The organism is Aeribacillus sp. JST-2 (assembly GCF_056032925.1).
The window spans coordinates 87,795-102,713 of record NZ_JBVVUU010000009.1 but is presented as its reverse complement, the minus strand read 5'-3'; the positions used below and the strand labels follow the sequence as shown (position 1 = coordinate 102,713).

General features: G+C 33.9%; 12 protein-coding genes. 11 read left to right on the top strand and 1 reads right to left on the bottom strand.

Features of this window, described 5'->3' with window-relative positions:
- Positions 1–265: 265 nt before the first annotated feature.
- On the bottom strand, positions 266–1,225 hold the full coding sequence (tagU, locus tag AC0KTX_RS07105; protein WP_474251521.1) for a polyisoprenyl-teichoic acid--peptidoglycan teichoic acid transferase TagU: 960 nt from the start codon (positions 1,223–1,225) through the stop codon (positions 266–268).
- A gap of 389 nt (positions 1,226–1,614) precedes the next feature.
- Between tagU and AC0KTX_RS07100 the strand changes: the two genes are divergently transcribed.
- From AC0KTX_RS07100 to AC0KTX_RS07050, 11 genes are all read left to right on the top strand, one after another.
- A complete protein-coding gene (locus AC0KTX_RS07100; RefSeq protein WP_474251520.1) occupies positions 1,615–2,406 on the top strand; it encodes an SGNH/GDSL hydrolase family protein in 792 nt (263 codons plus the stop codon).
- Positions 2,407–2,662: 256 nt separating this feature from the next.
- The gene (gene galU / locus AC0KTX_RS07095; RefSeq protein ID WP_474251519.1) at positions 2,663–3,547 is read left to right on the top strand and encodes a UTP--glucose-1-phosphate uridylyltransferase GalU; all 885 of its coding nucleotides are present in this window, start codon (positions 2,663–2,665) and stop codon (positions 3,545–3,547) included.
- A gap of 98 nt (positions 3,548–3,645) precedes the next feature.
- Positions 3,646–4,776 (top strand): non-hydrolyzing UDP-N-acetylglucosamine 2-epimerase, encoded by a 1,131-nt coding sequence (wecB, locus tag AC0KTX_RS07090; RefSeq protein ID WP_474251536.1) that lies wholly within the window; start codon positions 3,646–3,648, stop codon positions 4,774–4,776.
- 173 nt (positions 4,777–4,949) lie between these two features.
- Positions 4,950–6,233 carry a nucleotide sugar dehydrogenase gene (locus AC0KTX_RS07085; RefSeq protein WP_474251518.1) on the top strand — a complete coding sequence of 428 codons (1,284 nt, stop codon included), beginning with the start codon at positions 4,950–4,952 and terminating at the stop codon, positions 6,231–6,233.
- A gap of 10 nt (positions 6,234–6,243) precedes the next feature.
- Positions 6,244–6,951, top strand: a complete 708-nt coding sequence (locus AC0KTX_RS07080; RefSeq protein WP_474251517.1) for a WecB/TagA/CpsF family glycosyltransferase — start codon at positions 6,244–6,246, stop codon at positions 6,949–6,951.
- 147 nt (positions 6,952–7,098) lie between these two features.
- Positions 7,099–8,475 (top strand): O-antigen ligase family protein, encoded by a 1,377-nt coding sequence (locus AC0KTX_RS07075; RefSeq protein ID WP_474251516.1) that lies wholly within the window; start codon positions 7,099–7,101, stop codon positions 8,473–8,475.
- Positions 8,476–8,646: 171 nt separating this feature from the next.
- The gene (locus AC0KTX_RS07070; RefSeq protein WP_474251515.1) at positions 8,647–9,333 is read left to right on the top strand and encodes a glycosyltransferase family 2 protein; all 687 of its coding nucleotides are present in this window, start codon (positions 8,647–8,649) and stop codon (positions 9,331–9,333) included.
- Between the two features lie 11 nt (positions 9,334–9,344).
- The gene (locus AC0KTX_RS07065; RefSeq protein WP_474251514.1) at positions 9,345–9,707 is read left to right on the top strand and encodes a DUF2304 domain-containing protein; all 363 of its coding nucleotides are present in this window, start codon (positions 9,345–9,347) and stop codon (positions 9,705–9,707) included.
- Positions 9,704–10,075 (top strand): EamA family transporter, encoded by a 372-nt coding sequence (locus AC0KTX_RS07060; protein WP_094245081.1) that lies wholly within the window; start codon positions 9,704–9,706, stop codon positions 10,073–10,075. The genes AC0KTX_RS07065 and AC0KTX_RS07060 overlap by 4 nt, the downstream gene beginning before the upstream one ends.
- Positions 10,076–10,094: 19 nt before the next feature.
- Positions 10,095–11,369: an ArnT family glycosyltransferase gene (locus AC0KTX_RS07055; protein WP_474251513.1), complete on the top strand. Its 1,275-nt coding sequence runs from the start codon at positions 10,095–10,097 to the stop codon at positions 11,367–11,369.
- Between the two features lie 86 nt (positions 11,370–11,455).
- A complete protein-coding gene (locus AC0KTX_RS07050) occupies positions 11,456–14,725 on the top strand; it encodes an SH3 domain-containing protein (protein WP_474251512.1) in 3,270 nt (1,089 codons plus the stop codon).
- Positions 14,726–14,919 lie beyond the last annotated feature (194 nt).

The following is a 14,919-nucleotide window of genomic DNA, read 5'->3' as shown; positions in this document are numbered from 1 at the left end:
ACCATCATTTGCTGTTTGGTGCAGACGGCGCCGTTATAATGGCCTGTTGTGGAAGCTGCATGACCAATCAAGGGCTTTTCCGAAAAAGCCATTCCAAGAAATTCAAAAAACAAAAACATTGATACATCAACGCTATTACATAAAAAAGGGAGCTGCTCAAAGTCGAAAAAACGACTTATGAGACAGCTCCTTTCATTTTGTAAGGACTGGATCAGTTAAATGTTGAAAGATTGTCGTGCGTACGCTGCAACAAAACGACCAGTTTTTAATTCGTTGATTTTTCTGCTGTTTTGTTGTTAAGTTCAAGATGTTCTTTCAATTCGTTTGAAAGCGCAAGCCGTTCTTCTTCCGGAACAATATAATAGTAAATGCCGTTAATTTTTTTTCCGCTTCCTTTCATTTGGTGCTGTATTAAATGATGACGTGCCTCTTTGTAATTTTCCTGAATTGCCCACATTTCATCAAATGTCAGATTTGTTTTGACATTGTTTTCAATCACTTTAAACATTTCCCCGAATTTCGTAATGGAGGAAATGCTCGCTCCTTTTTCAATTACCGCTTCAATGATTTGCCGCTGGCGATCCTGTCTGCCAAAGTCGCCTCTCGGATCATCGTACCGCATTCTTGAATAGGCCAATGCTTTTTTCCCATCCAAGGAGATTCTGCCTTTTTTAAAATGATAGCCTTCATAAGTAAAATCCAAATCATTGTCTACCGTTACTCCGCCAACCGCATCAACGATGTCCCGAAAGCTCTCCATGTTCACTTTGACAAAATAATCTACTGGTATATCCAAAAAGTTTTCCACTGTTTTAATGGCCATTTCCGTCCCGCCAAAAGCATAGGCATGGTTGATTTTGTCTTGGGTGCCTTTTCCGACAATTTCTGTTCTCGTATCACGCGGAATGCTGACCATTTCCATTGATTGAACATTGGGGTTAACGGTGATTAAAATCAGCGAATCAGAACGCCCCCGATCCCCTTTCCGCTCATCGACGCCCATTAACAAAATAGAAATCGGGTCGCGCTTTTTAAAATTGACTTGCTGCTCGCGCTTGTCCGATTTGTCCCTGTGAATGTCCTCTTGAATGCTTGCAATCGTTGACTGGGCTTTATGCCAAATAAAATAGCCATATGCAGAAACTCCTAAAATAAAGATACCTATAATTGACAATGTAATCCAAAGCCATTTTCTTCTCTTTTTTTGACGTTTTTCCGATCTCATTCTCATCCCTCATTGCAAAAATTTGTCTACTATGATTATAATTTTCGAAAACGTCCAAGACAATATAAAAAAGATGTTCCTTACAAATTATTTCGAAAATGAAAACAATGAGGCGGCCAGCCATTTTGATCAAGATAAAACGGAAAGACTGCATTCAAGGAGAGGGACGAAGAGCGTTCATTGAACAATGATCGAAAGAATTTGCCCAGCGGCTGCACGGCTGCGGGCTTCATCCAAAAGTCTATGTGGAAATAAGTGAACCATCCAATTTTGTGTGATCTTAAAACATAGAATTGATTTAACTGCAAAAAATGTAGACGGGGAACATGGAATGATTCGGCAAATTCCGATATAATATATTGAGAATTTTGTCGTTTGGGGGATTGATTGTGAAAAAATCAATTGGTGTTTGGGCCATCGTGCTATTATGTTTCGTTTCCATTGTGATCGGCCATTTTTATTGGAAACAAAAAATTTCAAAACCGGTTGCCGCACAAGCAGATACCCAAGAAAACATGGAATCCAACAGTGCACAAAACGTCAATGAAGATATCATGGCATATGCAAAAAATTTGCCTGAAACAGTTCAAAAAAAGATGAAAACAGCATTAAAAGAGGGAAGGCCGTTAAATTTTGTCATTTGGGGATCTGAATCGGTTTCAGCCGCTCAAGACGGATGGCCAGAGAAATTAAAGGAACAATTGGAAGAAACGTATGGAGACACTTTATTCAACATCACGGTTTTTTCTGACAGCGGGCAAACAACCAACACGGTTTTAAATGAAAAGTTATACAACAAAGTTGTTGAACAAAAACCGGATCTTCTTCTTTTTGAACCATTCATTTTAAAAGACAATGGGGTTGTCGGCATCGACAATACACTTAATAATATTACAGCGATATTAGAGCAAATTCTTAAAGCCAATCCTGATGTAACCATCATGCTGCAGCCGGCGCATAGACTATACGGAGCCGTTCATTATCCGAAAGAAGTGGAAGCATTGCAACAATATGCAAAAGATCACGGCTACATCTATTTAAACCATTGGGAAAACTGGCCGGACGAGGAAGATGAACAATTAAAAGAATACGTCACGGAGGACCGATCAAAGCCGAGTGAAAAAGGAAATCAGGCATGGGGGGAGTATTTGATCGACTATTTTGTTGCCGAGGATGAATGAGGAATTGGTTCGGAAGTCAATATATGACATATCATTTTCCGGGAAATAATGATATTGTCGAGTTTTCATGCAAGAAATTGTTGTATAACCAATGATTATGGAGCAATAAGGAAATGATTTTGGCCGGCAAGGTGAAATGTTGCCATTTTAATGCTCGGTTTATTTCCGAATCTTTGCTTCGTGGAATGCTCATTTATTATTAGAATTTCGTGGTTAAGGAGAAGAAGAATAAAATGAATAACGCATGGAGGTTATTATGCAAATTAAAAAGGCGATCATCCCTGCCGCCGGTTTAGGTACACGTTTTTTGCCGGCAACAAAAGCGCAGCCGAAAGAAATGCTGCCGATTGTTGACAAACCGGCCATTCAATACATTGTCGAAGAAGCAGTTGCCTCTGGCATTGAAGACATTTTAATTATCACGGGCAGAGGAAAACGGGCAATTGAAGATCATTTTGACAAATCTTTTGAATTGGAGGAAACTTTGGCGAAGAAGGAAAAATGGGATTTGCTTGAAATTGTGCGGCAAATCTCTAATCTCGCCAACATTCACTATATCCGCCAAAAAGAGCCGAAAGGGCTTGGAGATGCCGTCTTATGCGCCAAAACGTTTATCGGCAATGAACCGTTTGCCGTTCTGCTGGGCGACGACATTGTCCAAGCGGAAACACCTGTTTTACGGCAGCTTATTTCCGTTTATGAAAGATACCATTGTCCGATGGTAGGGGTGCAAGAAGTTCGCAAAGAAAATGTGTCAAAGTATGGTATCATCGACATAGCTTCTCCTCCGCTGGAACATGGGGTTTTTAAAGTGCTCGATTTCATTGAAAAACCGCAGCCGGAAAACGCCCCTTCCAATATCGCCATCATGGGTCGATATATTTTGCCCCCGGTCATTTTCAACATTTTGGAAAACCAAATACCAGGCGCCGGCGGAGAAATACAGCTGACTGACGCTTTAAAAACACTCGTGCAGCACCAGCCAATCATCGCTTATCTGTTTTCCGGAAAACGATACGACATCGGCGACAAACTTGGTTTCCTTGAAGCAACAGTCGACTTTGCTTTAAGCCGAAATGAACTAAAGGATGCCTTTTTGAAATATTTGGAGGGGAAAGTGGGAGAATTAAGAAAAAAATAGGAAACCTCCGGGAAATACGGATCATTTTATGGAAACATGTTAAGATATATTATATTCCTAAAAATGTGAAGGTGATGTTCTTGAAAAAAATTAAGGTAATGACGATTTTTGGAACCAGACCTGAAGCAATCAAAATGGCTCCGTTAGTGTTGGAATTAAAAAAACATACAGATAAAATCGAATCATTTGTAACCGTCACTGCGCAGCATCGCCAAATGCTCGATCAAGTATTGGATGTCTTCGGAATCGTTCCGGATTATGACTTGAATATTATGAAAGACCGGCAAACATTAGTTGATATCACGACAAGGGGATTGGAAGGCTTGGATGCCATTATGAAAAAAGTAAAGCCTGACATCGTTCTTGTTCATGGAGATACAACGACAACATTTGTGGCAAGTTTGGCTGCGTTTTATAATCAGATTCCCGTTGGCCATGTGGAGGCTGGGCTTCGCACTTATCATAAATTTTCTCCTTTTCCAGAGGAAATGAACCGTCAGTTAACAGGCATTTTGGCGGATTTGCATTTTGCTCCCACCAAGAAGGCATTTGAAAATTTAATGAAAGAGAATAAGCCGAAAGATTCGATTTTCATAACAGGAAATACGGCAATAGACGCATTGAAAACAACAGTAAAAGATGATTATCATCATGAAATATTAGATAAAATTGGAAATGACCGAATGATTTTGCTCACTGCACACCGCCGCGAAAATTTAGGAAATCCGATGAGAAATATGTTTCATGCCATTAAACGATTAGTAAACGAATTTGCCGATATCCAAGTTGTTTACCCTGTTCATCTAAATCCGGCCGTTCGTGAGGTAGCGGATGAAATTCTCGGCCATGACAGCCGAGTTCATTTAATTCAGCCATTGGGAGTTTTAGATTTTCACAATTTTGCCGCCCGTTCTCACATAATCTTGACAGATTCCGGCGGCGTACAAGAAGAAGCTCCTTCTTTAGGCGTGCCTGTTTTGGTTCTCCGCGATACGACAGAACGACCTGAAGGAATTGAAGCAGGTACATTGAAACTTGCAGGCACTGATGAAGAGCAAATCTATCAATTAGCCAAACAGCTCCTAACAGACGAGAAGGTCTACCGACAAATGTCACAAGCATCCAATCCTTACGGAGACGGCAAAGCATCGGAACGGATTGTGCAGGGGATTTTGTATCATTTTGGGGTAAGTTCAGTAAAACCAGTGTTGTTTAACCATAATACTTGAGCTGTTGAATTTTGACAGCTCTTGTTGACTTATAAAGGCTTTTGTCATATAAAAAGGTTGTATTTTTTTAAAATCCTTTTACAAAAAAAATTTAGCCTATCTTCTTTAAACATTATTCGATATAATAACTGATAGTGTGAATTCTGTCTGATTACAAAGGAGTTTTTAAGACTATGGAGAAAAAAATATGCGTTATTGGATTGGGTTATATTGGATTACCAACAGCTGTTATGTTTGCCAACCATGGACTAAAGGTTCATGGGGTGGATATAAATGAACATGCTGTCAAATCAATAAAAAATAAACGACTTCATATAGAAGAAAATGGATTGCAGGAACGTCTAAACAAAGCAATCGATGATGGCAATTTTACAGTATCTACAAAACCTGAACAAGCTGACATTTTTATTATTGCAGTTCCTTCTCCAATCAATCAAGATAAGACTGCGAATCTTTCTTACGTCAGTCAAGCAACAGATTCAATCGTTCCGTACTTACAAAAAGGAAATTTAGTTATTTTAGAATCCACTGTTCCACCAAGGACTGTGGAAGACGTTATGTTGCCGATATTGCAAAAAAGCGGCCTAAAAATTGGAGAAGAATTATTTGTATCTCACTCTCCGGAACGCGTCATACCAGGTAAAGTATTCGAGGAATTAGTTCAAAATGATCGTATTGTAGGAGGAATTAATGAAAAATCGAGTCAATTGACAAAGGAATTATATCAAGTTTTTGTAAAAGGAACGATTCATACGACAGATGCAACAACTGCCGAAATGGTAAAAGTGATTGAAAATACGTATCGTGATGTAAATATTGCTTTTGCAAACGAATTGGCTAAAATTAGTGAAAATATTGGAGTTAATGTATGGGAGGCAATTAAGTTAGCAAATTTCCATCCTCGAGTCAATATTCATTTTCCTGGCCCCGGTGTTGGCGGACATTGTATAGCAGTTGATCCATGGTTTCTTGTTGAACTTCAGCCTGATGTTGCGAAAATGATTCATCTTGCCAGAACGATCAATGATGGCATGCCTGCTTATACAGCAAATAAAGTTAAGAGATTATTCGAAGAAAAAGGAATTTCCCATGGCCGTGTTGCTGTGCTGGGTCTTGCGTTTAAAGGAAATATAGATGATATGAGAGAAAGTCCTTCTATTGAAGTCATCAATCACTTAGAAAAACTAAGTATTGATTACACAGCATTTGACCCGCATATTAAAGAAAACAAGATTGATCGTCAAACACAAAGTCTATCCGAAGCTTTGGATCATTCCGATCTCATTTTGATTTTGACTGATCATAATGAATTCAAAGAATTAGACCCAAATAATATTGAGGGAATCCGCTCTAAAATCATTTTCGATACAAAAAATTGCATAAATCGTTCAACATGGGAAAAGGCCGGTTTTACAGTGGTAACATTAGGGGATTCTAAAAATTTTCCTCGTATTTAAAGGTGATATTATGAAGGAAAAGATACTGGGGATTGATGTTTCTTCGTTAAATTACGAAGAATTAACATCATCATTAATACGAGATATTGAGGAAAAAAGAAAAGCTTTTATTGTTGCGATTAATCCAGAGAAAATTATGAAAGCACAAGTGGATGAACAATTAAAAGAATTGTTGAATAAGGCGACATACCAAATCCCCGATGGAATAGGTGTGGTTTTAGCATCTAAAATAAGGGGAGGAAATATTCGCTCTCGTGTTACTGGAATCGATTTAATGTTAAAGATTTGCGAGGCAGCGGCAAAGCATAATAAAAAAATCTTTTTATATGGAGCAAGACCAGGAATTGCTGAAAAAGCAAAAGAAGTGCTTATCAAGCAATTTCCAGGGTTGAACATTGTTGGTGTACTGCATGGCTATGAAAAGGATATAGACAATATTCGTAGGACAATTAACGAAGCCAAACCTGATATAATATTTGTCGCTTTAGGAAGCCCACGGCAGGAATATTGGATTCTTGAAAATATGAACTCCCTTCACCCGTTTGTTTTTCAAGGAGTAGGTGGTTCTTTTGATGTCATTTCCGGGAATCTTAAAAGAGCTCCAGAAATTTTTCAAAAATTAGGGCTGGAATGGTTTTACAGATTAATAAAAGAACCTTGGAGATGGAAAAGGCAATTAATATTACCGAAGTTTTTGATTAAAGTGCTAAAAAAATAATTGGCATTATTTAAGTTTTTTAGAGCTGCCTTTTCTCCAACAAAATATGTCGTTGTTGGGAAAAGGCTTTTCTAATGAACTTATTCCATATCAGTTAATTAAGATAGAAATAACTTTTGAACGGATCAAGCAACGGGAGGATGTATAGTGAATAAGCGTTTACAAGCATTTTCGTCAAAATTTGAGTGGTTTTTGATATTTTTTATAATTTTACAGCCAATTATTGATCTAATGACATCTTTTTCAATATTATTTTTTCATATTGATCTAACTTTTGGGGTAATCATTCGCTTCGGTGTGATGTTTCTCATCTTGTTATATATCTTGTGGATTCCTTTGGACAAAACAAAGAAAAAAATATTTTATTATTTATTTCTGTTCGGGTTCGTTTTAATAATTGGTTTAATAAATAATATCTTAGTTAAAAATCCAATTCATTTGTTTTCAGAGATACGAAATATTGCAAAAATCGCATATGTCCCCATTATTTTATTTGGATACTTAATTGTTATCAAAAAATTAAAAGAGTTAAAGAATATTCAAAAAACGATTCAAAGGAATATTTTTATTTCCATGAATATTGTTTCTTTGGTAATGATAATATCTACTATTACAAGTACCGGTATAAAAAGCTACGAAAGCGAAAAACTTGGACACCAAGGATGGTTTTTTGCGGGTAACGAAATTGGTGCTATAATGGCGATATGCTTTGCAGTGGTGGTGTATTACGCTGTTCAAAACACAAAATCGTGGAAAACTATTTATTACTGGATTCCTGTATGTATGTTGATATTTTCTCAGTTAGCAGTCGGAACAAAAGTTGGATATGGTTCCGTCTTAATCATTTTAGTGATTGCATTTTTCATTTATTTGATTGAACGGATTAGATTTAGACATGATTCGGTTTTGGCAAAAAAATTTAGTGTAAATTTAGTGGTGAATTCTGTAGTATTAGTGTTATTTCTACTATTGACCCCATACACACCTGTTGCACATAATATGAATATCCACTTATCATGGGTTGGATTGGATCAACAACAAGCTGATTTTAATAATGATAATAAAACAGAAGAATCCAAAAACGAAATAGAAAAAGAAAGGGAAAAAGCAGTAGAAAATGTTTTATTAAGCGGAAGAGAGCATTTTTTAGCACAACATAAAAAATATTTTACTGAAGCACCATTATCTCAAAAGCTTTTCGGAATGGGATATGGTGGGAATTATAAAAAAGAAGGAAAAACAGTTGAAATGGACTTTTTTGATATATTTTTTTCCATAGGAATTATTGGATTTGCTTTGTACATTGTACCATTTTTATATCTTGGTTATAAAATCATTGCATACTTTTTTAAAAATGTTAAAGAAAACTTTAATCATGAAGTGGTTTTATTTGGTTCTGCCGTTATTTTAGGTCTTGGCATTGCCTATACTGCGGGGCATGTTTTAACAGCACCGGCGGTGAGTATTTATTTAGGCGTGCTTATTGTATACTTATATTGTACTTTAGTTTTTAAAACCACATAATTACAGCTAACGGTCTCTTAAAAATTTTTACCTATCCCAAGTGGATAGGTTTTTTAAAAGAAGTATGAAATATTTTAGAATACATTGGAGAGGGTATTAAAAATAAGATATAATATCTTGGAATAATAGGTATTTGTCTTATCCTATTTATTTTGAAAGGAGTTTATTAAAATGAGCAAAGTCCTCATAATTATTCCTGCATATAATGAGGAAGACTCAATATATAATACAGTAAAAAAACTGATTGAAACTTGTAAGTATGATTATGTGGTAATAAATGATGGATCAACTGATGGAACAAGGAGAATTTTAGAGGAAAATAATTTAAATTATATTGATTTGCCGGTTAATCTTGGAATTGGTGGAGCGATGCAAACGGGTTATAAATATGCTCTTAAACACGGTTATGAATATGCAATCCAATTAGATGCAGATGGACAACATGATCCTGACGATCTTGAAAAATTAGTAGCGGAGATAGAACGATCGCAATATGATATGGTAATTGGTTCAAGATTTATTGAGAAAACAAACTATAAAGGATCTTTAATGAGAAGAATAGGGATATTGTATTTTTATTACTTATTACTTATTATATCAAGAATAAAAATTACAGATCCAACATCAGGGTATAGAATTGTAAATAGGAAGATTATAAAAGAATTTTCAAAATATTATCCTGTTGACTATCCTGAAGTAGAGGTACTTGTAAAGTTGGCACAAAAAAAATATCGAATAAAAGAAATAAAAGTAGAAATGAAAAACCGCCAAGGAGGAAGATCATCGATCACACCTTTAAAATCATTATATTACATGACAAAAGTTACGTTTATTTCATTAATCCGTTCAGTTTTTTAGGGAGGGTAGTCATGGATATTGTCCAAGTTATAGCATTAATATTTGCTTTGCTTTTTTTTATGCAAGTTATATTCTTTACTAGCAGAAATAAACTTCAAGATAAACAAGCATTTTTGTGGATCGTTTTTGGTATTATTTCATTATTGATTGCGTTATTCCTTCCAAGTATTAATAAGTTTGCCCATTATATTGGAATATCTTATATGCCAGCATTGATTTTTATGATTGCTTTTTTAGTAATTTTAAATTTACTTATTTATCAGACGACTGTCATTTCAAGTCAACAAGAAAAGTTAAAAAATGTTATTCAAGAACTAGCTTTTCTTAAAAAACAAATAAAAGATTATATTAAAGATAAGGAAGATAAGAAATGACTTTGGTAAACTTCATATTGATATTAGGAAATACATTGATTTTAGTTACTGGTCAATTTTTATGGAAATACGGCATGGAAAATCAAACACTTAGCTTTTCTCTACTTTCCATTTTAAAGGTAATATTTTCCCCTTTTGTATTTTCTGGACTTGCAATGTATGGTATTGCAACAATATTATGGCTATATATATTATCGAAAGTTCCGCTCAGCGTTGCATATCCCTTTCAAAGTATCGCATATATTCTTGCTGTTTTTGGTGCCCACTTTGTTTTTAATGAAACAATCACCTTCCAAAAAGTTTTAGGTTGTTTGTTAATTATGGCGGGAGTTTCGATAATAGGTTTGTCTCCCAACAGTAATACTTAAAAATTAGGAGGATATTCTCTTGAGTATAAATAATCAATTACTTCAATTAGTTAGGAAACATTATTCAATAATTATTATATTGCTTTTGGCCTTAGTTTTAAGATTGTTTGCTCTTTATGAATATGGATTGAATCTAACATTAAATAGCGATGATGTAGGGTATACAAAAAGTGCAAGAGTTCTTATACAGACAGGGATGCTAACATACCATCAAATTGGAGAACCCACTGTTCATATTATGCCTGGTCAATCTTTTTTATTAGCATTAGTATTTTTAATTTTTGGATTTGAAGAGGTAGGTTTATATGCAGCGAGGGTTGTAATATCTTTGTTCGGCATAACTAGTATTTTATTTGTATATCTAATTGGTAAATATGTTTTTAATAAATGTACAGGACTTATAGCCGCTTTTTTACTTGCGATATTCGTTCCTCAAATTTTGACAGATAACCTTTTGTTAACCGAATCACCTTTTATGGCAGGAATGTATGTTTTATTATATTGTTCTCTTAAACTGGCTAATGAACGCAAATGGTCTTACTTCTTTGGAGTTATTTTTTCTTATTTATTTTGTCTCATGTTTAGACCAACAATTGCACTGTATCCCTTAGTTTTATTAATATACCTATTATTAAAAAAATACCCTTTAAAAATGATGTTAAAACAATTTCTTATTGCTTTAGTTTTGCTTCTTATTGTATTAGGACCTTGGTGGATTAGAAATTATATTCATTACCATGAATTTATACCACTTAGTGGTGGAACAGGAAATCCTCTCTTACTGGGAACTTATCAAGGGTCGGGATATAGATATGGCGAACCCTATGATGACGTAATTAAAAAAATTAACAAAGAACACCCAAACATTTCTGCATATGAAAACATGAACTTACAAAAAGAAGCAGCCATTGATAGAATTAAATTATGGTGGAAAAGTGATCCAAAATCATTTCTTAGAAGTTATACAATTGAAAAAACAATTAAACAATGGAATACATCATTTTATTGGAAAGAAATTTTTGGGGTTAAAATTGAGTTAATGCAGAAAATTCATAAACTAACGATGGTACTTGCAACAATATCTATGATTTTATCCATATTTTTATACAAAAGATCTCTATCAGAAAATGTTCTTCTATTTGGAATACTCGCTTATTTTACTGTTCTTAATAATATATTTTTTGCATTTGATCGGTATAACCAACCGTTAATGTCAATCTGGTTTTTATTTATTGGATCTATTATCTCCTATTTTTCACAAAAAACTAAAAGTATATTCAGGCTTAGAAGTTAAATAAAATATAGATATTCTATTAGCAGTTTACTAGCTAGGTATATTATTTTTGTAGTAAATAATTTAGTTGAAGGAGGAACATATATATGTATAAAAGGTTAGGAGCACTTTTCTGCAGTTTAATAATCCTTCTTAGCGTTTTGCCAATAAATATCGGAAAAGCTGTAACGACAGAATTTTATAAAGTAAGTATAACATCTGAAAAAGCCCCAGTATATTCATTAGATGATGAAAAAATTGTAGGATACTTATATAGAGGTTTTGAATTTTACTCAAATAAAATTTTGGACGATAAAATTATATTCAATATGAATAATAAACAGTTTTATATTAAATTAGAATCTGTAAATTATCAATTGGAAGAAAATGAAAATGTGTCAACGGTACCAGAAAATTTGGATTTACCTCAATACAAAGTACTAACTGATCAAACACCTGTTTTCTTAACAGAATCCTCTGGCAAACAAGTTGGTATTTTATCTAATGGTTTTATCATTCAACCCATTCAAGAAAATGATACACAAGTTATTTTTTCTATAGGAAATCAATTGGTCCAGATTTCTAAAAATAATCTAGAGATTATAGCAAATAATGTGGAGAGTCCACAAATAAACGAAAAAGAAAATTTAAACTCTGGTGAAAGTAGTGATATTCAAAAGGAAATAACCTCAGATGTTCAGATTAATTCTGAAAACAATCAACAAACCGCAATACAAAATTCTAACGAAAATTTACAAGTTGAAAATAACCCAATAATGGAAAAAAAATTATTAATGAATAGCAACTCACATAAATTTTTTAAAGTAAAATATGATAACACACCTGTTTATCAAAATAATAAAATAATTACATATTTAAAGAAAGATCAAGAATATCAAAGAGTGGCTGATTCTGGTAATTGGCACAAAGTAAAAATAGGATCAGGTTATGGATATGTTTGGAAAGAAGCTACTTTGCCAAGTACGGGGTCAACAATACAAAATCTTAATAAGTTGAAAATATCAAACAATTATATTATCACTTTAGATAATACAATTGTTTATGACACTTCTAGTGGAAAAAGGGTTCCTTTTGCTGAAATTTCTGCGAACACAAAATATCCGATAATAGGAGGGTATAATAAATATGCAAATTGGTATGAGGTAGACATACTCGGTAGAATTGGGTATATTATGAAGACCTCTGCTCGAGTAGATTTCTCTAATGATATGCAATATTTTAGAGTTAAATATGGGGGCACACCTATTTTTGTGAATCACGAAAATGGTTCTAAGGAAGTTGTACATTTGTATCAAGGTCAAGTTTTCAAAAGAGTCTCAGACTATGGAAATTGGCATAAGGTAAAAGTGGCAGATGGATATGGATATGTTTGGGAGGCAGCAACTGAACCTGCGGACGACAGTTCCATTAAAAATAAAAATAATGGTTTAAAAATAAGTGAGAATAAATTTAAAGCTCTTGATGATTTAGTTGTTTACGATACATCTTCAGGAAAAAGAGTACCGTTTGCTACAATTAAGAAGGATGCTATATATCCGATATTGGGTGACTATAAAAAATATGCCAATTGGTATCAAGTAGATATAGATGGAAGAATTGGCTTTGTTAATAAATCAAATACAGAACTTCAATTTAGTAATTCAACAAAATATTTTGAGGTTCTTGCAGATAATTTGCCTGTATATGCACCGGGAACATCTAATGTGTTTGTTTATCTAAAAAAAGGTGAAAAATTTGAACGAGTTCAGGACTCTGGTAATTGGCATTTAGTCAAAGTAGGGGATAAATATGGTTATGTGTGGAAGCAATCCACAAAACCAACGACATCAACAAATATTACAAATTTGAATAAAGGACAAGTTTCAAACAGTAGAGCTTTTAAGGCGTTACAAGATGTTAAAGTTATAGATACCTCTGCGAGCTCTCGGAAGACTTTTGCTGTCTTAAACAAAGGCGTAGTATATCCGGTTATACAAGAGTATGAAAATTGGTATAAAGTCGATGTTATGGGGAGAATAGGGTATGTAAATAAGAGTGGTACGCAAAGAACCTTTGCTAACTCAGACCGTTATTTTCAGGTAATAAGAGATAATGTTTATGCAGTAAGTTCAAATGGAACGGAAATTATTAAGCTCTCAAAAAATGAAATTTACCCACGGGTAAAAGATGATGGTAATTGGCACAGGGTAAAGATTAATAATGAGTATGCCTATGTTTGGAAAGATAACACACAATCAGTAATGAATCCAAATGTAAAAGATTTGAATAGTGTTTATACAATTCCAAAAAGAAAATTTACTACAAATAATACTACACAAATCTTTGATAGCAACCGAAATGTAATTGGCGAACTAAAGGGCAATCAGGCGTACAATTTTATTGATATTGTTGGAAGATGGTTTAAGGTAGATGTTTTAGGTCGAATAGGTTATGTCTATATGCCAGCAACATCAAGCATTTTGTCGTACTATGACATGAGTTTAGATGAGATGTTGAATATACAAATGAGAGTTAGCCCGCAAACTCAAATTGTAAATCATGGATATGTACATGAAAATTATATTAATTTAATGAATAACAGAAATACAGGAATTGTAATCGCAAATGCTTTAAATGTTCGAACAACACCATCCATCAATGGCCAAAGCAATAGTTGCGGGCAACTGCAAAAAGGTGAAACAGTTGAAATCATTGGTAAAGTTGGGGAATGGTACAAAGTTAAATATTCAAAATCCTGTGGAGGATGGAAAGATGCAGACAGAGAAGATGTATTGTATTTCTTAAATCCTGATAACTTTTTAAACTATAATGGATCCGAAATATTTCAGTTTTTAAAATTATCTCAATACACTGGGCTTACAGCTGATGAAATCAATAACAAAATTTTAAAAGGTAAAGGAATTTTAGAAGGTAAAGGACAGGCATTTGTTACTGCTGCACAAAAATACAATATAAATGAAATTTATTTAGTTGCTCATGCTTTACATGAGACTGGAAATGGAACATCCAGATTGGCAAATGGAGTACAAATCAATGGAAAAACAGTTTATAACATGTATGGAATAGGAGCAAAGGATTCCTGTCCAATAACGTGTGGTGCTGAATATGCTTTTCAAAAAGGTTGGACAGATCCTGAGAAAGCTATTATTGGTGGTGCTGCTTTTATTGGGGAAGGTTATATTCATAATGGACAAGATACGTTATATAAAATGAGATGGAATCCAGATAATCCTGGAACTCATCAATATGCAACAGATATCCGTTGGGCTATATTGCAAGCAAATAGTTATATAGGAAAATATTATAGTTTACTTGACAAGTATATCTTGTATTTAGATATTCCAGTATTCAAATGAGTTTTTGATTAACCAACCTCCTTTTAAATAGAATAATACTTTACTTTTTATTGAAGTTTATTAGGATTTAGCGTTTGTGTTTGTAAATGTACTGCTATAATTCTTTTAAAAAATGTCAGGTTAATATTATAAAATATTTGGATATGGTTGATATATTTATAAGCTTACAACAATTAAAATAATATTTTCATGGA